General features: G+C 64.5%; 15 protein-coding genes. 13 read left to right on the forward strand and 2 right to left on the reverse strand.

The window, feature by feature from the left end:
- Window positions 1-88: 88 nt before the first annotated feature.
- The gene (locus tag BUB23_RS06515; protein ID WP_143160903.1) at window positions 89-814 is read left to right on the forward strand and encodes a response regulator transcription factor; all 726 of its coding nucleotides are present in this window, start codon (window positions 89-91) and stop codon (window positions 812-814) included.
- Window positions 811-2,271 (forward strand): sensor histidine kinase, encoded by a 1,461-nt coding sequence (locus tag BUB23_RS06520; protein WP_073102305.1) that lies wholly within the window; start codon window positions 811-813, stop codon window positions 2,269-2,271. Before BUB23_RS06515 ends, BUB23_RS06520 begins: the two co-directional genes overlap by 4 nt.
- Window positions 2,272-2,337: 66 nt before the next feature.
- Here BUB23_RS06520 and ada read toward each other — a convergent pair whose 3' ends face one another.
- Both ada and BUB23_RS06530 read right to left on the reverse strand, forming a co-directional pair.
- Window positions 2,338-3,420 carry a bifunctional DNA-binding transcriptional regulator/O6-methylguanine-DNA methyltransferase Ada gene (gene ada, locus BUB23_RS06525; RefSeq protein ID WP_073102659.1) on the reverse strand — a complete coding sequence of 361 codons (1,083 nt, stop codon included), beginning with the start codon at window positions 3,418-3,420 and terminating at the stop codon, window positions 2,338-2,340.
- A gap of 86 nt (window positions 3,421-3,506) precedes the next feature.
- Window positions 3,507-4,142, reverse strand: coding sequence for a DNA-3-methyladenine glycosylase family protein (locus BUB23_RS06530; RefSeq protein WP_073102660.1), 636 nt, complete (start codon window positions 4,140-4,142; stop codon window positions 3,507-3,509).
- A gap of 370 nt (window positions 4,143-4,512) precedes the next feature.
- Here BUB23_RS06530 and BUB23_RS06535 point away from each other — a divergent pair, with 370 nt between their 5' ends.
- The 11 genes from BUB23_RS06535 to BUB23_RS06585 all read left to right on the forward strand — a co-directional run bounded on the left by BUB23_RS06535 (window position 4,513) and on the right by BUB23_RS06585 (window position 19,386).
- Window positions 4,513-5,508 (forward strand): NADPH:quinone reductase, encoded by a 996-nt coding sequence (locus tag BUB23_RS06535; RefSeq protein ID WP_073102306.1) that lies wholly within the window; start codon window positions 4,513-4,515, stop codon window positions 5,506-5,508.
- Between the two features lie 14 nt (window positions 5,509-5,522).
- On the forward strand, window positions 5,523-9,671 hold the full coding sequence (locus BUB23_RS06540; RefSeq protein WP_073102307.1) for a CheR family methyltransferase: 4,149 nt from the start codon (window positions 5,523-5,525) through the stop codon (window positions 9,669-9,671).
- Window positions 9,668-10,786 carry a two-component system sensor histidine kinase NtrB gene (locus BUB23_RS06545; protein ID WP_073102308.1) on the forward strand — a complete coding sequence of 373 codons (1,119 nt, stop codon included), beginning with the start codon at window positions 9,668-9,670 and terminating at the stop codon, window positions 10,784-10,786. The genes BUB23_RS06540 and BUB23_RS06545 overlap by 4 nt, the downstream gene beginning before the upstream one ends.
- A 79-nt stretch (window positions 10,787-10,865) precedes the next feature.
- Complete coding sequence (locus tag BUB23_RS06550) at window positions 10,866-11,420, forward strand: acyloxyacyl hydrolase (protein WP_073102309.1); 555 nt, start codon at window positions 10,866-10,868, stop codon at window positions 11,418-11,420.
- A 59-nt stretch (window positions 11,421-11,479) separates the two neighbouring features.
- Window positions 11,480-12,691 carry a M20 aminoacylase family protein gene (locus BUB23_RS06555; protein ID WP_073102310.1) on the forward strand — a complete coding sequence of 404 codons (1,212 nt, stop codon included), beginning with the start codon at window positions 11,480-11,482 and terminating at the stop codon, window positions 12,689-12,691.
- A gap of 109 nt (window positions 12,692-12,800) precedes the next feature.
- Window positions 12,801-13,781, forward strand: coding sequence for an ATP-grasp domain-containing protein (locus BUB23_RS06560; RefSeq protein WP_073102311.1), 981 nt, complete (start codon window positions 12,801-12,803; stop codon window positions 13,779-13,781).
- A 104-nt stretch (window positions 13,782-13,885) separates the two neighbouring features.
- Complete coding sequence (locus tag BUB23_RS06565; RefSeq protein ID WP_073102312.1) at window positions 13,886-15,463, forward strand: ABC transporter substrate-binding protein; 1,578 nt, start codon at window positions 13,886-13,888, stop codon at window positions 15,461-15,463.
- Window positions 15,464-15,537: 74 nt separating this feature from the next.
- On the forward strand, window positions 15,538-16,488 hold the full coding sequence (locus BUB23_RS06570; RefSeq protein WP_073102313.1) for an ABC transporter permease: 951 nt from the start codon (window positions 15,538-15,540) through the stop codon (window positions 16,486-16,488).
- Window positions 16,485-17,381: an ABC transporter permease gene (locus tag BUB23_RS06575; protein ID WP_073102314.1), complete on the forward strand. Its 897-nt coding sequence runs from the start codon at window positions 16,485-16,487 to the stop codon at window positions 17,379-17,381. The genes BUB23_RS06570 and BUB23_RS06575 overlap by 4 nt, the downstream gene beginning before the upstream one ends.
- Window positions 17,378-18,406 carry an ABC transporter ATP-binding protein gene (locus tag BUB23_RS06580; protein ID WP_073102315.1) on the forward strand — a complete coding sequence of 343 codons (1,029 nt, stop codon included), beginning with the start codon at window positions 17,378-17,380 and terminating at the stop codon, window positions 18,404-18,406. Before BUB23_RS06575 ends, BUB23_RS06580 begins: the two co-directional genes overlap by 4 nt.
- Window positions 18,403-19,386 (forward strand): ABC transporter ATP-binding protein, encoded by a 984-nt coding sequence (locus tag BUB23_RS06585; protein ID WP_073102316.1) that lies wholly within the window; start codon window positions 18,403-18,405, stop codon window positions 19,384-19,386. The genes BUB23_RS06580 and BUB23_RS06585 overlap by 4 nt, the downstream gene beginning before the upstream one ends.
- Window positions 19,387-19,417 lie beyond the last annotated feature (31 nt).

Here is a 19,417-nt window from a genome sequence, read left to right on the forward strand (position 1 = left end):
GTCCTCACGCAAACTTAAAATAAATGTGATAAATGCAGTCTTCGCAATGAACGATAATAGCTCCATGCATCCATTGGGGAGTTCATCCGTGCAGCCAGCCAAACGCGTCCTGATCGTCGAGGACGACGCCCACATCGCCGAGCTGTTGCGCATGCACCTGTGCGACGAGGGCTATGTCGTGGAGCATGCGGCCGATGGCACGGCCGGCATGCGCATGCTCGACGCGGGCAATTGGGACGCGCTGGTGCTGGACTTGATGCTGCCCGGCGTGGATGGCCTGGAAATCTGCAAACGGGCGCGGGCAATGGCGCGCTATACGCCCATCATCATCACCAGTGCGCGCTCCAGCGAGGTGCACCGCATCCTGGGCCTGGAGCTCGGCGCCGACGATTACCTGGCCAAGCCCTTTTCCATGCTGGAACTGGTCGCCCGCGTCAGGGCCTTGCTGCGGCGCGCTGACGCCTTGGCCCGTAATGCGCGCATGGACGCGGGCTTGCTGGTGCGCCACGGGATATCCATCGACCCGCTGGCCCGCGCGGCCACCCTCGATGGCAGGATGCTGGACTTGACGCCGCGGGAATTCGACCTGCTGTATTTCTTTGTGCGCAATCCCGATCAGGTCTTCTCGCGGCTGGGCTTGCTCAATGAGGTCTGGGGCTACCAGCACGATGGCTACGAGCACACCGTGAACACGCATATCAACCGCTTGCGCAACAAGATCGAGGAGGACCCGGCCGAGCCCCGCCGCATACTCACGGTATGGGGGCGCGGCTATAAGTTCGCCGGCGAGTCCGGCGCGGAGAACCCGGCGTGAGGCACCTGACGCTTACACAGCGTTTATCCGCGGTGTTCGCGGTCCTGCTGCTGGCCTGCAGCGGCGTGTCAGTGTGGCTGCAGGTCAATGCCAGCACTCGCCACGAGCAAGAAATCGTGCAGCGCCTGTCCAGCGGCCTGGCCGAGCATATCGCCGGCACGGCCGAGCTCATGGATGTAAGCGGCTGGCGGCCTGGCGCGGTGCGCGCGCTCTTCGACAAGCTGATGGCGGTGAACCCGTCGGTCGAGCTGTATCTGCTGTCCAACGATGGCCGCATCGTCGGCAATGCCGCGCCCGAAGGCCACGTGAAACGCGACCGCGTGGACCTGGCGCCGGTGCGCCGCTATTTGTCCGGCGCGCCTTTGCCGGTGCTGGGCGACGATCCGCGCAATGCCGCGGTGCGCAAGGTTTTCAGCGCCGCGGCGCTGCGGGTCGACGGCAAAGACGCGGGCTACGTGTATGTGGTCCTGCAGGGTGAAGCCCACGACGCGCTGGTCGCGGATCTGTCCGCCAACTCGGCCCTGCGCGTGGCCTTGTTGACCATGGGCATCGCAGCCTTGCTGTGCCTGGCCATGGGCTTGATCGCGTTCCGGCTGATCACGCGCCCCTTGCGCGCGCTCACGCAGACGGTGCGGAATTTCGACGGCGACGGCGAACTGGCGGCGTCGCTGATGGCTGATACGGCGCGGGATGCCCGCGGCGATGAAATCACCGTCCTGCGCGTTGCCTTTGCGCAGATGGGGCAGCGCATTGCCGAGCAGTGGCGCGAACTGACGCGGCAGGATCAGCAGCGCCGCGACCTGGTTGCGAACATTTCCCACGACTTGCGCACGCCCTTGACGTCCCTGCACGGCTACCTGGAGACTTTGCGCGTCAAGGATGAAAGCCTCAGCCCGGCGGACCGCCGCCGCTACCTGGATATTGCGCTGGGCCAAAGCAGCAAAGTGGGCCGCCTGGCGCAGGAGCTTTTCGAGCTGGCGCGCCTGGAATCAGGCCTGGTGCAGCCCGAGCTCGAAGCATTCGCTCTGCCCGACCTGGTGCAGGACGTGCTGCAGAAGTTCGAGCTGGCGGCCGAGGCGCGCCGCCAGCGGCTGGCGGTCGAGATCCCGCAGGCTGTCCCGGCGGTGCGCGCCGACCTGGGCATGATAGAGCGCGTATTGACCAATCTGCTGGACAATGCCATACGCCACAACCCGCCGGGCACGCAAATCACCGTGCGCCTGCTGGCGGCGCCGGGAGCCGTGCAGGTCGAAGTCAGCGATACCGGCACCGGCATTCCCGCGTCGCTGCGCGCGGGTCTGTTTGCCCGGTCGCCGGCGCCGCTGCGCACCGCCCACGAAAGCGGCGGGCTGGGCCTGATCATCGTGCAGCGCATGCTGCAATTGCATGGCAGCGAAATCAGGATGGCCGACGGCGAACCGGGGGCGGTGTTCCGGTTCGCCCTGGCGATCGCCTGATGCTTCAGGCGTGACACCACATATCCAGCGCATGGCGCCGGCCCGGCCGCCCCGTGTTTCGCGGCGTCATCGCGATGTTTCCCTATCCAGGAGCTTGCTCTTGCGTTCCACCCCCCAGCGATAGCCGGAAATATTGCCGTCGCTGCGCACCACGCGGTGGCAGGGGATGGCGACGGCCAGGTGATTGGCGCCGCAAGCCTGGGCGACCGCCCGCACGGCTTTGGGCATGCCTATGCGCTGCGCGATCTCGGCATAGGAAGCGGTGGCGCCGACCGGGATTTCGCGCAGCGCCTGCCAGACTCGTTCCTGGAAGGCGGTGCCCCGCACGTCCAGCGGCAAATTCAAGCCCAGGGCCGGCGCTTCGACCAGGCCCACCACCTTGGCGACCACTTCTTCAAAACCGGCGTCCGCTCCGACAAGATTGGCATTGGGGAATTGATCCTGGAGGTCGCGCAGCAGCCTGTCGGGATCTTCGCCCATCAGAATGGCGCAAACGCCGCGTTCGCTCTGGGCAACCAGGATGGAGCCCAGCGAGCATTCGCCCACCGCGAAACGGATATCCGTATTGGCGCCGCCGGCCCGGTAGTCTTTCGGACGCATGCCCAGCCTCTGGTTCGCCCCTTCATAGAAGCGGCTGTTCGAATTGAAGCCGGCATCATAGATGGCGTCCGTGATGGATTCCTTGCCGCCCAGCCCGCTGCGCATCTTGCGCGCGCGATGCGCGGCCGCATAGGCCTTTGGCGTCAAGCCTGTGATGGACTTGAATACGCGGTGAAAATGGTAACTGCTCATCTGCGCGCGCTCGGCCAGTTCATCGAGCATGGGCGGAGCCTCGGCGGTTTCGATATACCGGCAGGCTTGGGCAATCAGGGCGTTATGCCGGGCGGCCACCAGGCTGCGGTCCGCCGCCGCCCGCCGGCTGGGCCGGTAGCCGGCCGCCTCGGCGGCCGCGGGGCTGTCGAAGAATTCCACATTCTCGGCCTTCGGCAGCCGCGAGGGGCTGCTGGGCCGGCAATAGACGCCGGTAGTCTTCACGGCGTAGACGAAGTTCCCGTCGGCCGCCGGATCGCGCGCCAGGACGGCCGCCCAGCGGGGATCGCGTTGCGTTGCGCCGGCTGCGGCCGGGGCGGCGCGGGATTGATGTTTCATGGCCTTGTCCGTTTTTTCATCCAATGAGGCAATGTAGGCGGTTTCCCATTGAAGAACACTCCGGCCCTTGCGGTCAAATTCGAGGATCAGGTCGCGGGGACGCGCCACAAGTACCAGGCGGCAATGGTCCGGTACGGGCTCCATGCCTGGCCGATTTCAGCCATTTTCCTGCGGGCCGGCGCGGCCTGCAGGCCCTTCAGGCGCCGATAGCCTTCGCGCACGCCCCAGTCGTCGGCGGGCAGGATGTCGGAGCGCTCCAGGGTATAGATCAGGAGCATTTCGACTGTCCAGCGGCCCACGCCGCGCAGCGGCACGAGGCGCTCGATGAGCGCTTCGTCGGCCATCGCCATGGCCTGCGCGCGCGCGGGCACCACGCCTTCCAGCGCCGCCTGCGCAATACCGCGTATCGTGGCCAGCTTGGCCGCCGAAAACCCGCATTGGCGCTGCAATTCAGGGTCGGTGTCCAGTATCTGCCGCGGCGACGGGAAGCTCGCGTCGGCATACAAAGCCAGCAGGCGTCCAACAATGGCGTCGCCGGCCCTGGCATGCAACTGCTGGTAGGCCACCGCCCGCAGCAGCGCCTCGTAGGGTTCGCGCGCCGGCTTGGCGGCGAGCCGGCATGGCCCGATGGCGGCGATATGCCTGGCCCAGTCCGCATCGAGGCCGGCCAGGTAGCCTTCGGCGCGGCGGTAGGCGGCCTCGGAGAGGTCCGCGCGTATCATTGCAATTCCTTCGGCCGCGCGCCGGCCGATTTCCCCGCTAGTCGCGCGGCCCGGCTCGTCAAAATGCGGCGTCCCGCTGTCAGCGGGCTTGCCGGCGCTAGTGCCATGCATGGTAGCTCAGGCCTCCATCGAAATCCGTTCGGATGCAAGACAGTCTACGCGGATCCTGGCCGCGCGGCACTCCGTCTCTTGCTGTCGAATTCGCGTATGCCCGGCTGGCTATGGATGCCTGGCTTATCGCCAAACCGGGGTGGGCGCGAGGTGTCCGGGCGGCTCGTTGGCGCTGCGCTTGCGCTGGCGGCGGCCTGGGCATTACTCTAGGGCCTGTCGAGACTTTGCCGGCCGGCGATGCCGGCGCACAGGAGATCTGATGAAAGCAGCCTGGTATGACAGGCGCGGGCCCGCGCGCGAGGTCCTGGAAATCGGCGATCTGCCCAAGCCCGAGGCCCGGGCCGGCGAGGTGCTGGTGCGCGTCCATGCCACTGGCGTCAATCCGTCCGATACCAAGTCGCGCCAGGGCGGCGGAACGCGCAGCAATCCGTTTCCGCGGGTGGTGCCCCATCAAGACGGGGCCGGCATCATCGAGGCCGTCGGGCCCGGCGTGGATGCGGGCCGCGTGGGCGAGCGGGTCTGGGTATACGAGGCGCAACTGGGCCGCCCTTTCGGCTGCGCGGCCGAATATACGGCGGTGCCCTCCATCAACGCGGTCAGCCTGCCCGACGCGGTTTCCTACGAAGAAGGCGCCTGCCTGGGCGTGCCGGCATTGACCGCCCATTACAGCGTGATGGCCGATGGCCCGGTGGCCGGGCAGGTCGTGCTGGTTACGGGCGGCTCGGGCGCCGTGAGTTTTTATGCCATTCAGTTCGCCAGGCTGGCGGGGGCCACGGTCATCACCACCGTGCGCACCCGGGAACAGGCCGATGTCGCGCGGCAGGCCGGCGCCGATCATATCCTTTATCGCCTCGATGACGATATCGTGGCCCGCATCGCCGAAATTACCGGCGTTCCGGACGGCCGCGCTGTGGACCGCATCGTCGACGTGGCCTTTGGCGCCAACCTGGAAACCAGCCTGAAGGTGCTGAAACCCAATGGCGTCATCGCCTCGTATGCCTCCGACCAGGTGCCGGTGCCGGCCCTGCCGTTCTGGCCGCTGGTGGGGCTCAATGCCACGCTGCGCTGTGTGCTGGTGTACGCCATGAGCCGCAAGGCCCATGACCAGGCCATAGCCGCCGTGACCCAGGCCTTGCTGGCCGGCACGCTCAAGCACAACATTGCCATGCGCTACAGGCTGGACCAGATCGTCCAGGCCCATGAAATGCTCGAGTCAGGCTCGGCCATAGGCAAGGTCATGCTTGCCGTCGACTGAAGGCAAGGCCGGGCATGAAACATCCAGAAAAGGAAGCCGCGCCTGCCGACACGGAGCAGCTCATTTCCAATGAGCTGACTTTTCCCGTCGTAGGGTTGGGAGCCTCGGCGGGAGGAATCGAGGCCCTTTTGCAGTTTTTCGAGCATATGCCGCGCGACTTCGGCATGGCCTTCGTAGTGATACTGCATCTGTCGCCCGAGCACGAAAGCAACGTCGACCAGATCATTCAGCGCGTCACGCGCATGCCTGTCCTGCAGGTGGAGGCCAAGGTTGCGATCCAGAAGGACCATGTATATGTGATCTCGCCGGCCATGAACCTGGAAATGAGGGATGGCCATTTGCAGGTAAGCGCGGCGCAGCGGCCGCGCGAGCGCCAGGTTGCGATCGATCTGTTCTTCCGGACCCTGGCTGATGCCCACAAGGCCCGCGCTTTCGCCATTGTGTTGTCCGGCAGCGGCACTGACGGTTCGGCCGGCATGGCCCGCATCAAGGAACAGGGTGGCCTGACCCTGGCGCAGCTTCCCGAGGACGCCGAATTCGATGGCATGCCGGGCAGCGCAATCGAACGCAATGTCGTCGACATCATCCTGCCGGCGGCGGACATGCCGCAAAAGCTGCTGGAACTTTGGGGCAATGCGCGGCGGATCGAGCTGCCCTGCTCCGATGACGCCGATGGCGCGCCTCATTCGCGCTCCGTCCCTGACAGGGCCCAGGCGGCCGAAGCGGCCCTGGTCGGGGCGCTCAGGCTGCTGTCTTGTCGCACCGGCCACGATTTCAAGCACTATAAGCGCCCGACGGTGCTCAGGCGCATCGAGCGCCGCATGCAGGTCACCGGCGCAAGCGACATGCCGCAGTATCTGGCGTATCTCGAACAGCACCATGAAGAAACCGGAGCGCTGCTGGGCGACATGCTCATCGGCGTCACCAATTTTTTCCGCGACCGGGAAGCATTCGAGACCTTGGAGCGCGAAGTCATTCCGCACATCATCGAGCAAGCCCGGGACGGCGAGCAGGATGGCATACGGGTATGGGCGCCGGCCTGCTCCACAGGCGAAGAAGCCTACTCGCTTGCGATCGTGCTTTCCGCCGAGGCCGCGGTGCAGGACACGACGCCGAATATCCAGGTGTTTGCCACGGATGTCGATGAGCGCGCGATCGCCATTGCGCGGCGGGCGCTATACCCGGAATCCATCGTCACCGACGTCCCGCCGATGTATCTGCGCCAGTTCTTCAGCAAAGAGGGCGCGCGCTACGCCATCGCCAAGAAAATCCGCGATACCGTCCTCTTCGCCCAGCATAATGTCCTGCGCGACCCGCCGTTTTCGCGCCTGCACTTGATTTCCTGCCGCAATCTCCTGATCTATCTGGACCGCCGCGCGCAGCGCGAGGCCTTGAAGATTTTCCATGCGGCTTTGCGCCCGGGCGGCTATCTGTTCCTGGGAACCTCCGAAACCGCGGACGCCGCCGACGAGCTGTTCACGGCGATAGACAAGAAAAACCGCATCTTCCGCGCCTCGACGGTGGCGGGCACGATGCGCCCATCGGCGTTTTCCAAAGAAGGGCCCATCGCGTCGGCCGTGCGCCCGCCTATCCAGGTCGAACGCCCACGCGACAAGCGCCTTTCATATTCCGGCGCCCATCAGCGAGCGCTCGAGCAGCATGGGCCGCCCACCATCCTTATCGATCAGGCGTTCCGGATCCTGCACATGTCCCATGGCGCCGGACGCTACTTGCGCCATGTCGGCGGCGAGCCTTCCCACAACCTGCTGGCGCTGGTGCATCCGTCCTTGCGCGTGGAGCTTCGCGCTGCGGTGCTGCAGGCCATCAAGACCGATGGCGCCATAGACAGCCGCTTGGCGCCGCTTCGGCATGAGGGCCGCGAGGCTCATGTAAGAATAGCCGCGCGGCCGTTCAAGGACCAGGAATGGGACAAGAAGCTGGTGCTGCTGATCTTCGAAGAGGCCGAGCGGCCGGTGGTATCGGTCGAGAGCGGGCCGCTCGACGAATCGCAGGACAGGACGCTGGAGACCCTGGAAAACGAAGTCCAGTCGCTCACGGACCAATTGCAGCAGACGATAGAGCATTCCGATACGTCGACGGAAGAATTGAAGGCGTCCAATGAAGAGCTGCAGGCCATCAACGAAGAGCTGCGCTCGGCCACGGAGGAGCTTGAAACCAGCAAGGAAGAGCTGCAGTCGATGAATGAAGAGCTCATCACCGTGAATTGCGAACTGAAGACGAAAGTGGACGAGACCGTCAAGATAAACGACGACCTGCAGAATCTCATTTCGTCCAGCGATATCGCGACCATCTTCGTCGACCGCTGCATGCGGGTCAAATGGTATACGCCCAAGGCGGCCACGCTGTTCAACCTGATCGCGGCGGATAACGGCCGTTCGCTCATGGACATCACCCACAGGCTGGAGTATGCCGGCATGATGGCCGACACCGCCGAAGCGTTCGAGTCCCTGCGGCTTGTCGAGCGCGAGGTGCGCAGCACTGATAACCGCTGTTACCTGGCGAGAATACTGCCCTACCGCAGCGCCGAGGACCGCATAGACGGCGCGGTCCTGAACTTCGTGGACATCACCGGCCGGCGCCTGGCGGAAGAGCGTCTGCGCGAAGGGCTGGAGCGCTTGCGGCTGGTCGCGGAGAGCACCACTGATTTCGCCATCATCACGATGGACAAATCCGGGCGGATAACCGGCTGGAACCGCGCGGCGGAATTCATGTTCGGCTACGAGGCCTCGCAGGTGGAGGGGCAACTGGCCGATATCATCTTTACGCCGGAGGACCGCGCCGCCGGCGTTCCCGCCCAGGAACTCAGAAAGGCCCTCGAAGAGGGCCATGCGGACGATGACCGCTGGCACGTGCGCAAAGACGGGTCGCGTTTCTTTTGCAGCGGCGTGGTTCATCCCATGGTCGACGGGGACCTCCTTGGCTACGCCAAGATCGCGCGCGACCTGACGGACAAGCGCATGCAAGAGGACGAGCAGCAATCGCATCTGCAGCGCACCCAGGCGTCCAACGTGCTGAAGGACGAATTCAACGCGATCATGTCGCACGAACTGCGGCATCCCTTGAACCTCATACAGCTGAACGCCGACCTGCTTGCCCGCATGCCCGGGGTGGCCGCATCGCCGCGCGCGGCCAAGGCCGTTCAGGCGATCCGGCGCTCGGTGCGCAGCCAGGCGCAGATCATCGCGGATCTGCTGGACCTCTCGCGCGTAAGAACGGGCAAGCTCAGGCTGAACCGGGCGCCGCTGAAGCTCCATGAGGTCGCGGCCGCCATTGTCGAGGCGGTGGGCCCGCAGGCGCGGGCGGGCCAGATCGCCCTGCGGGCCCAGGGCCTGGAACATAGTGACCAGGACGCGCTGGTCTTGTACGGCGACGTCACGCGCATCGAACAGATAATATGGAACCTGTTGAACAATGCCATCAAGTTCACGCCGCCCGGGGGCGCAGTCACCGTCACGCTGGTGCGCGAGAATGACCAGGCGCGGCTCGATGTGCGGGATACCGGCATAGGCATCGCCGCCGAATCGCTGGACAAGGTCTTCGACATGTTCGGCCAGGTGGACCGCCAACACAACGAACGGAACCGGACCGGTCTGGGCATAGGCCTGGCGCTGGTCGCGCAACTGGCCCAGGCGCATGGCGGCCGCGTTGCCGTAAGTTCGCCGGGCGAGGGCCTGGGCTCGACGTTCAGCCTCTGGCTGCCTTTGGTCACCGGGGCTGTCGCGCCGCTGGAAGGGCCCATGGAGGTCGAGGAGGGACAGCTGGAAGGCGTGCGCATCCTCCTGGTCGACGACTCCGAAGACGTGCTCGACGTGCTGAGCGCGTTGTGCGAAATGAAAGGAGCCATCGTGACGACGGCCAGCGACGGCGCGATCGCGCTCGGCCACCTGGGCCGCGATGATTTCGATGTCCTGGTCTCGGACCTCGGCATGCCCAATATGGACGGCTATACCTTGCTGGCCGCCTTGCGCAAAAGCTCGCGCAACGCCGGCGTGCCGGCCATAGCGCTTACCGGCTACGGCTATAGCGACAAGGCGCGCGCCGTGGGCTTCACGGACCAGCTGTGCAAGCCGGTTCCGATGGACGAATTGCTCGCCAAGCTGCGCGCCATCGCCGCGAGCAGGCGTGGCGTGTCGCGCCCATGAAGACGAATGCCCGGCACCAGGCCGACGACACCGTCCGGCATGCCCTGCGGGCCGCGGGGGTCGCTTGCTGGGACCTCGACCTGGCAAGCGGCCTGCTGCGGCGCTCCGCCGGCTACGACGAGATCTTCGGCGATGCGAAGCCGCCGTCCGGATGGCGGCTGCAAGAGGCGTTCGCCGCATTCCTTGCCGAGGACCGCGAGGCCGTCATCGAGGCATTCGCCCAGGCCCCGCGCCGGGAATCGATCGAATTCGAGAAGCGCATACGGCGCGCCAGCGATGGCGCGATCCGATGGGTGCACCTGAAAGGGCGCGCTTACAGCCGCGATGGCGAGGCCGCGGGCATCGCCGGGGTCGTCAGCGACGTGACCAGCGGCCATTTATCCGCCGGGAAGCTGCGCCAATCGCAGCAAATGGAAGCGGCCGGGCAACTGGCCAGGGAAGTGGCGCATGGCCTCAACAACCTTTTGATGGTCATAGGCGGCAACCTCGAAATGCTGAGCGAACGCATCGCCGCCAGTGAAAAGACCGATCGCCTGCTTGCGGCGCTGAATCACGGCGTGGAGCGCGGCACCACCTTGACCCACAGCCTCATGGCTTTTGCGCGGCCCCAGGATCTGCACCTCGAAGAGGTATGCATCAACGAGCTGATAAGCTCTTCCAGGGATCTTCTCGGCCGGGCGGCGGGGGAGGCCGTGTCCATCAAGCTGGCTGTGGCGCCGCAGGCGCTGCTTTGCAGCGCCGATCCGCGGCTGTTGACGACCGCGGTTCTCAATCTCGTGGACAATGCGCGCGAGGCCATGCCGCGGGGCGGCAGCCTGACGCTCTCGACCGGCGTTCGCACGCTGGATGAAGAGGCCGCCGCGGCGGCCGGGGCGGGGCCCGGAGACTATGTGGCGATAGCCGTCGCGGACACCGGCGCCGGCATTGCGCCGGACCTCCTCGGACGGGTTTTCGAGCCGTTTTTCACAACCAAAATGAATAAAAAAGGCGCGGGCTGCGGCCTGAGCCAAGTCTATGCGCTGGCCAGCCAATCCGGCGGGTTCGTAACGGTGGAAAGCGAGCCGGACAGCGGCACAACGGTCGCCATCTGTTTGCCGCGGGTCGCGAGCATATAATGTTTTCAATTCGTTGGATGCGCCGGGCTTTTCTTCCGGCGCTAAAAAAATCAATCAGCCATGTGCTCAGGAGTATTGAATGAATAGCTTTTCGCGCTTATTGTCCAGGACTGCGCCGGTTCTCATCGCCAGCGCCGTGGCGCCTTTCATGGCGTCCACGGCGCTGGCCGCAGGGCCTTATGACGGCGGCATCAGCGTGCGCGCCGGCGTGGGCGAGCACTACGAGCGGCTCGAGCTCGCCTGGGAATCGCCTTCGCTGTGGCACTACCAATTCACGGGCCACGACGGGCGCCTGGATGTGGTCGGAGAACTGGGCGTCGCGTACTGGAAGGCCGAAGGTTCGCGCTCGCCATCCAACGCATGGCAGTTCAGCGCCATACCCTTTCTGCGCTGGAGCATCAACGACCGCTATTATGTCGAGGCGGGCGTCGGACCCACGGCATTCACCCGCACCCGTTTCGCCAACAAGGACATCAGCACCGCCTTCCAGTTTGGCGACCACATCGGCGTCGGGGCCTACCTGTCTGACTCCAGCCGCCTGGGCCTGCGCTATTCGCACTTTTCGAATGCCAGCATCAAGCGTCCCAATCCGGGCCTGAACGTCCTGCAACTGACTTACACCTACCAGTACTGATCGCTCCCGGGGCCAGCCGTTGATGGCGCCGCGGGCGGCCGTAACAGGATCATGCCACTATGAAACTAGTTGAACCTATCCTTGGATGGCAAGACGAAATCAGCGCCATCCGACGCGACATACACGCACACCCCGAACTGGCCTACCAGGAGAACCGCACTTCCGGCCTGGTGGCCCAGCGGCTGGAGTCGTGGGGCATAGAGGTGCACCGCGGCCTGGGCATAACCGGCGTGGTGGGCGTCATCCATGGCAAGGCCGCCAGCCAGCGGGCCATAGGGCTGCGCGCCGACATGGACGCCTTGCCCATGCAAGAGCTCAACACCTTCCAGCATGCCAGCCGGCATCCCGGGAAGATGCATGCCTGCGGCCACGACGGCCACACCGCCATGCTGCTTGCCGCGGCAAAATACCTGGCGCGGCATCGCGGCTTCGACGGCACCGTCTATGTCATATTCCAGCCGGCCGAAGAAGGCCATATCGGCGCCAAGAAAATGATAGACGACGGCTTGTTCGTCCGCTTTCCCATGGAGGCCGTGTTCGGCATGCATAACTGGCCTGGCATGGATGCCGGCAAGTTCGGCGTCTGCGTGGGTCCCATCATGGCATCGAGCAATTACTTCAAGCTCACGATCACCGGCAAAGGCGCGCATGCGGCCATGCCGCACTTGAGCTGCGACCCCATCATGGCCGCGACCCACCTGGCCCAGGCGCTGCAGACCATCATTACGCGCAACCGCAATCCTTATGATCCGGCCGTGCTCAGCATCACGCAAATCCATGCCGGGTCCGCCGACAATGTCATTCCGGACACGGCCGAACTGCGGGGCACCGTGCGCACCTTCAGCGGCGACACGCTGGATCTCATTGAAAAGCGCATAGGCGAAATGGCGCAAAAGGTCAGCGCCGGCTTCGACTGCCAGGCCGAACTCGCATTCGACCGCAAATATCCGCCCACCTTCAATCATCCGGACGAAACCGCTTTCAGCGTGCAGGTGCTCAAAGACCTGGTCGGCGCCGAAAACGTCGACGCCGCGGTGCAGCCATCGATGGGCGGCGAAGATTTCGCCCTGATGCTCAAGGAGCGGCCAGGCTGCTATATCTGGATAGGCAATGGCCATGGCGACCATCGCACGCCGGGCCATGGCATGGGCCCATGCATGCTCCACAATGCCAGCTACGACTTCAATGATGAACTGATCCCTCTGGGGGCCAGTTACTGGGTGAACCTGGCGCAAGGCTGGCTGGCCCGCCCTTATACCGATAAGTCATAGAAACATAATTATTCAGTCGTTCTGATTTGAATTTCCTTTGGTTATCCTAGTAGGCAGCCCGGCACGACCCGGGCTGTTTCCTTTGAAATACCGGTAACCGAAGGTCCTTATGTCCAAAATCTACGTGATCCATGAAAATTCCGCCTGGGTCGAACCCTTGAGAGCCGCATTTTCGCAGCAGGGCCTGCCCTACGAAGAATGGTTCCTGGACGAGGGCACGCTGGACCTGTCCGTGGCGCCTCCGCAAGGGGTGTTCTACAACCGGATGAGCGCTTCGTCGCATACGCGCGATCATCGCTATGCCCCCGAATACACGGGCGCCGTGCTGGCATGGCTGCAATCGCATGGCCGCCGCGTCGTCAACAATGGCCGGGCCCTGCAGCTGGAAGTCAGCAAAGTCGCGCAGTACGCCGCGCTGGCCGACTATGGCATACGCACGCCGCGCACCATCGCCGCCGTCGGCAGGCAGCACATCGTCAAGGCCGCCGGCAAGATGCCGGGGTCCTTCATCACCAAGCACAACCGCGCCGGCAAAGGCCTGGGCGTGCAGCTGTTCCACAGCCTCGAGGCGCTGGAAGGCTATGTCAATGGCGATGCCTTCGAGCCTTCGATCGATGGCATCACGCTGATCCAGGAATACATCCGCGCGCCCGAACCCTACATTACCCGGGTCGAATTCGTGGGCGGGAAATTCCTGTATGCCGTGCGGGTGGACACCTCGCTGGGCTTCGAACTCTGCCCTGCCGATGCCTGCCAGGTCGGCGATGCGTTCTGTCCGGTCGGCGCAACGGCCCCGGCCGCGGCGGCGCCGCGTTTCGAGATCGTCCAGGACTTCGACCATCCCATCATCGAACGCTACCAGCGCTTCATCGCCGACAATGGCATAGGTATTGCGGGAATAGAATTCATTGCCGATGAAAACGGCGAACTCTACACCTACGATGTCAATACCAATACCAACTACAACAGCGACGCCGAAGCCGCGGCGGGGCTGTATGGCATGCAGGCCATCGCCCGGTATCTGGGCCGCGAGCTGGGCGAGCAGCGCGCCGCGCAAGCCGCGGCCCAGTCCGTGGCGGCGGCCGCCTGAAAAATTCCTGTCGATTCCATCGCTCGCTGCGTTGGCCGTTCTTCTGTGAGTAGCGGGTTCTTTTCCGGGCCTGCCTCGCGCTTGTTTGTTGTCTGGTGAAACTCATGAAATACAATTTATGGCGTGCCGCGTTGCGCATCGCATTTTCCTTGTCCCTGGGCGCGGCTGTGCCCGCCGGCGCGCTGGCGGCCGCACAGGCCGCGGCGCAGCCCGAGCGCGGCGGCACCCTGAATATCGCCTATCCCGCCAATCCGGCGACGCTGGACCCGCACCTGACCACCAACCAGGCCACGCGCGACGTGGCCCGGAATATATTCGAGCAATTGCTGACCCTGGACGACAAGTACCAGGTGGTTCCCGAATTGGCTGAATCGTTCAGGATCAGCGACGACGGCTTGGCCTACACCTTTGTCCTGCGCAAAGGAATCAGCTTCCACAACGGCCAGCCGCTGACCGCGGACGACGTGGTGGCGTCGATGGACAAATGGCTGAAGACATCCACCCAGGGCAAGGCCAATCTGCAAGGCGCCAGGTTCGCCAAAGTGGACGACGCCACAGTCCGGATGACGCTGGAAAAGCCATCGCTGCTGGGGCCCAATATCCTGGCCGACACGGCGCCTTTCCCCGGCATCATGCCTAAAAGCGTGATCGATGCGGCGGGCGGCAAGGGCATTGCCGAGTACATCGGCACCGGCCCCTACAAGCTCAAGGAGTGGCGCCCCGACCAATACGTGTTGCTGACCCGTTACGACGGCTATGTCTCGCGCACGGAGCCCTCCAGCGGGCTGGCAGGCGCCAAGCACGCCTGGCTGGACAATATTTATTTCCGCTATGTCACTGATGAATCGACGCGCCTGGCGGGCATCATCACCGGCGAATACGACCTGGCGCTGGGCCTGCCCCTGGACAACGCCGCGCAAATCGATGCCACCGACGGCGTAAGCAACTATTTCGCATCCGGCGGCACCATTACCTATGTGTTCAACAAGGCGCAGGGCCCCTTCGCCGATCTGAAGCTGCGCCAGGCCTTCAATGAGGCGCTGGACTACAACGCGGCCTTGGTGGCCACCTATAGCGATCCGCGCTTCTTCGAGCTGGACCCGTCGCTGTCCCTGCCTACGCAAGCGCAATGGCATACCACGGCGGGCAAGCCTTACTACAACAGGCACGACCTGGACGCGGCGCGCAAGCTGGTCAAGGAATCGGGCTACAAGGGCGAGGAAGTCGTCATTCTGACGACCCGCGATTACCCCGAGCATTTCAGTTTCGCCGTGGTGGCGCAACAGACGCTGAAATCCATAGGCGTGAAGTCGCGTCTCGATGTCTACGACTGGGCCACCCTGCAGGAACGCCGCCGCGACCCCAAGAATTTCGACGTCTTCGCCATGACATTCGCGGTGCGTCCCACCATAAACCAGAACCCCTACCTGGCCTCGTCGGCCAAGTATGCCGGCTTGAGCAACAGCCCGGAAATCGACCGCAGCCTGGCGGAAATCACCGCTGCGCCGTCGCTGGCCGCCGCCCGCCCCTTGATCGAGCGGCTCGAGAAAGAGGTATGGGAATACCTGCCGGTCGTCAAGGTCGGCAATATCCAGCAGCTATATGCCGTGCGCGACAATGTCCGGGGCCTGGACGACCTGATCGGTCCGGTCCTGTGGAATGTCTATTTGGCCAAAAAATAGCAGCCGGCGGCTCTGGCCGCATGCGGCGCCGCGCATCCTGCGACAGGATGCGCATTTTCATTTCAAGGTTGTGAATGGCGCGTTATCTTTTGCACCGGCTGCTGGCGCTGATTCCGGTGCTGGGCGTAGTGGCGGTGGTGGTGTTTCTTATCGTGCACCTGACCCCGGGCGATCCGGCCACCGTCATCCTGGGCGACGAGGCGACCCCGCAGCAGCGGCTCGCGCTGATTGCGCAACTGGGGCTGGACAAGCCGCTGGCGGAGCAGTTTTTCACCTGGTTCGCCAATGTCGCGCGCGGCAACCTGGGCGTATCCATTTTCATGCGCGACGATGTCCTGAATGTATTCCTGGACCATCTGGGGCCCACGGTCTCCCTGGCCGTTTTTGCGCAGTTGCTGGCGGCGGTGCCCGGGGTCTGGCTGGGCATCGTGGCGGCGCGCCGGCGCGGCAGCCTGGTGGACCAATCGGTAATGGGCTTTTCCATGCTGGGCATTTCCGTGCCCAGCTTCCTGCTGGGTCTGTTCCTGATCCTGACGTTCTCGGTATGGCTGCGCTGGCTGCCCGTCGCGGGTTACCGCCCCTTGAGCGAAGGGCTGTGGACCCACCTGCGTTATCTGGTCCTGCCCGCGGTGGCGCTGGGCGCCATACAGGCCGCCTTGCTGGCGCGCATGACGCGCTCGGCCATGCTCGACATACTGAACGACAGCTATATCAAAACGGCCCGCGCCAAGGGGCTGGCCGAGCGCCTGGTGATCTACAGGCACGCCTTGCGCAATGCGCTGATTCCCATCCTGACGGTGTTCGGCGAGACCTTCGGCGCGCTGATCACCGGGGCCGCGGTGGTCGAGACCGTATTCAACATACCCGGCGTCGGCCAGCTTATTGTGAACTCCATTGCCCGGCGCGATTTTCCCGTGATCCAGGGCGCCATTTTGCTGATTACCGTGACCTACGTGCTGCTCAACCTTTTCATCGATATGCTTTACGGCCTGGTCGACCCGCGAGTCAAACTGGGGCGCTCATGATCAATACCTTATTGCTGCGCCGCGCCTTGCACAACCGCATGCTGGTGACGGGGGCGGTCGTGCTGCTGGCGCTGGCGCTGATGTCGGCGCTGGCGCCCTGGGTGGCCGCCTACGATCCCTACGATCTCGATCCCATCGTTCGCCTGAAGCCGCCCAGCGCCGAGCACTGGTTCGGCACCGACGGATTCGGGCGCGATGTGTTCGCGCGGGTGATGTACGGCATACGCATTTCGCTGTCGGTGGGCGCCGCCGTGGCGTTCTGTTCGGGGGCGATAGGCGTGGTAGTGGGCCTGACCAGCGCCTATTACAAGGTGGTCGACCACATCGCCATGCGCGTTTGCGATGGCCTGTACGCCTTTCCTTCCCTGCTGCTGGCCATCGCCATCGTGGCGGCGCTGGGGCCGGCCACCGGCAATGTCATTGCGGCCCTGTCGCTGGTTTATATCCCGTCGGTGGCGCGCATTGCGCGCGCCGCGGCCCTGGTGGTGAAAGAGAAAACCTATATCGAGGGCCTGCGCGCGCAAGGCGCCGGCGCGGCGCGCATCATCTGGCTGCATATGCTGCCCAACGTGACGTCTCCCTTGATCGTGCAGACCACCTTTATTTTTGCGGTGTCGATTCTTACCGAGGCGGCCCTGAGCTTTCTGGGAGCGGGCATACCGGCGCCCACGCCCAGCCTGGGCAATCTGCTGCTGGACGGCAAGAATGTCATCTTCAAGGCATGGTGGATGACGGTGTTTCCCGGCGTGACGGTGATACTGATGATACTGGCTTTGAATATTCTTGGCGATGGGCTGCGCGACTTCCTGGACCCGCATATCAAGACCATACCGGGTCGCTCGCGGCGCCTGTTGCGGCGCGGCGCCGCGGCGGACAGCGAGGCCGGGGCATGAGCGGCGATACTCTGCTGGACGTGCGCGAACTCGCGACCACGTTCGCCACCGAGAACGGCACGGTCAGGGCGGTGGACGGCGTTTCTTTCCAGGTCCGGGCCAATGAAGTATTGGGCCTGGTGGGCGAGTCCGGCTGCGGCAAAAGCGTCACCGCCGAATCCATCATGCGTTTGCTGGACCCGTCCACCAGCCGCAGCGATGGCCAGGTGCTGTTCCAAGGCCGCGATCTGCTGCCGCTGTCGCCAACGGAAATGGCCAGGGTACGCGGCAATCAGCTGGGCATGGTGTTCCAGGACCCTTTGTCGGCCTTGAACCCCGTATTCCGCATCGGCGACCAGTTAATGGAGCCCATGCATACCCATTTGCAGCTGGACAAGCGCCAGGCCCGCCAGCGCGCAATAGGGCTGCTGGAGCAGACCGGCATTCCCGACCCGCTGCGCAGGATGGACGCCTATCCTCATGAACTCTCCGGCGGCATGCGCCAGCGCGTCATGATAGCCATGGCCCTGGCCTGCCAGCCGCGGCTGCTGATCGCCGACGAGCCCACCACGGCGCTGGATGTGACGATACAGGCGCAAATCCTGGAGTTGCTGGAATCCCTGCGCGACAGCTATTCCATGGGCATAGTGCTGATTACCCACGATTTGTCGGTGGTGGCGCAGATGTGCCATAGGGTCGTGGTGATGTATCTGGGCCAGATCATCGAGCAGGCCGATGTCGAGACCCTGTTCGATAGGCCCGCCCACCCTTACACGCAGGGCCTGATGGCTTCCGCGCCCAGCCTGGACCGGCCGCGGCGTACGCGCCTGCACGAAATCCCCGGCAATGTTCCGGCGCTCGAGCGCATACCCGCGGGCTGCCGGTTCGCGCCGCGCTGCGCCTATGCCGACGACCAGTGCCGCCAGGCGCCCCAACTGCGCAAGGTGGCGGCCCCCGAGGGCGGCCCGCCGGTGGGCGGGCACTATGTGCGCTGCTGGCATTATGAAAAAATCGCGGCCCGCGCGGCCGGGCGGGCAAGCCTATGATGCAGGATCACGATTCCGCCGCCGCGCCGCTGCTGCAGGTCAGCGGCCTGGCCAAGCACTTTCGCGTCAAGGCCGGCTTGTTCGGCCACGCCACGGTAAAAGCGGTGGACGGCCTGAACTTCCATATCCGCCAAGGCGAAACCTACGCCCTGGTGGGCGAATCCGGCTGCGGCAAAAGCACCACCGGCCGCGCCTTGCTGCGCTTGACCGAGCCGACGGCGGGCGCGGCAATGTTCGACGGGCGCGATATTTTCAAGCTGTCGGGAGGCCAGTTGCGCGAATGGCGCCGCGATGCGCAGATGGTCTTCCAGGACCCCTTGTCGTCGCTGGACCCGAAGCGGCGCATTGCCTATAGCGTGGAAGAACCGTTGATCATTCACAAGGTAGGCGATGCCGCGCAACGCCGCAAGCGGGTGGCCGAACTGCTGGAGCGCGTGGGCCTGAGCCGCGAGCACCTGTCGCGCTTTCCCCACGAGTTTTCCGGCGGCCAGCGCCAGCGCATCGGCATCGCCAAGGCTCTTGCGCTGCAGCCGCGGCTGATCATCTGCGACGAGCCGGTCTCCGCCCTGGACGTATCGATCCAATCGCAGATCCTGAATCTGTTGATGGATTTGCAGAGCGAACACGGCCTGGCCTACCTGTTCATCGCGCATGACCTGGGCGTCGTGCGGCACGTGGCCGATCGCATCGGGGTGATGTACCTGGGCCATATCGTGGAGGAGGCCGATACCGACACCTTGTTCAGCGAACCGCGCCATCCCTATACGCAGTCGCTGCTGGCTTCCATCCCGCCGGCGCATCCGCGCCTGAAGACCCCGCGCCCGATACTCGCCGGCGACATACCGTCGCCCATGAACCCGCCGTCGGGCTGTGTGTTCCGCACGCGCTGCCCGCATGCCATGCCGCGCTGCGCCCGGGAGGCGCCGCCAGTCCGTCAATTGAGCCCGACGCAGCGCGTGGCTTGCCATCTGTTCGATTGAGGCGCGCCGCTTCGGGGCGCGGCGGGGTCCC

It is taken from the genome of Pollutimonas bauzanensis (assembly GCF_900129885.1).
GTDB classification, from domain to species: domain Bacteria; phylum Pseudomonadota; class Gammaproteobacteria; order Burkholderiales; family Burkholderiaceae_B; genus Pollutimonas; species Pollutimonas bauzanensis.

Bases quoted from the DNA above. Each gene is read 5' to 3' on its own strand.
- BUB23_RS06575 (WP_073102314.1), top strand. From the start codon at position 16,485: ATGATCAATACCTTATTGCTGCGCCGCGCCTTGCACAACCGCATGCTG.
- BUB23_RS06555 (WP_073102310.1), top strand. From the start codon at position 11,480: ATGAAACTAGTTGAACCTATCCTTGGATGGCAAGACGAAATCAGCGCC.
- BUB23_RS06550 (WP_073102309.1), top strand. From the start codon at position 10,866: ATGAATAGCTTTTCGCGCTTATTGTCCAGGACTGCGCCGGTTCTCATC.
- BUB23_RS06580 (WP_073102315.1), top strand. From the start codon at position 17,378: ATGAGCGGCGATACTCTGCTGGACGTGCGCGAACTCGCGACCACGTTC.
- BUB23_RS06545 (WP_073102308.1), top strand. From the start codon at position 9,668: ATGAAGACGAATGCCCGGCACCAGGCCGACGACACCGTCCGGCATGCC.
- BUB23_RS06585 (WP_073102316.1), top strand. From the start codon at position 18,403: ATGATGCAGGATCACGATTCCGCCGCCGCGCCGCTGCTGCAGGTCAGC.
- ada (WP_073102659.1), bottom strand. From the start codon at position 3,420: ATGAAACATCAATCCCGCGCCGCCCCGGCCGCAGCCGGCGCAACGCAA.
- BUB23_RS06560 (WP_073102311.1), top strand. From the start codon at position 12,801: ATGTCCAAAATCTACGTGATCCATGAAAATTCCGCCTGGGTCGAACCC.
- BUB23_RS06530 (WP_073102660.1), bottom strand. From the start codon at position 4,142: ATGATACGCGCGGACCTCTCCGAGGCCGCCTACCGCCGCGCCGAAGGC.
- BUB23_RS06540 (WP_073102307.1), top strand. From the start codon at position 5,523: ATGAAACATCCAGAAAAGGAAGCCGCGCCTGCCGACACGGAGCAGCTC.
- BUB23_RS06570 (WP_073102313.1), top strand. From the start codon at position 15,538: ATGGCGCGTTATCTTTTGCACCGGCTGCTGGCGCTGATTCCGGTGCTG.
- BUB23_RS06565 (WP_073102312.1), top strand. From the start codon at position 13,886: ATGAAATACAATTTATGGCGTGCCGCGTTGCGCATCGCATTTTCCTTG.
- BUB23_RS06535 (WP_073102306.1), top strand. From the start codon at position 4,513: ATGAAAGCAGCCTGGTATGACAGGCGCGGGCCCGCGCGCGAGGTCCTG.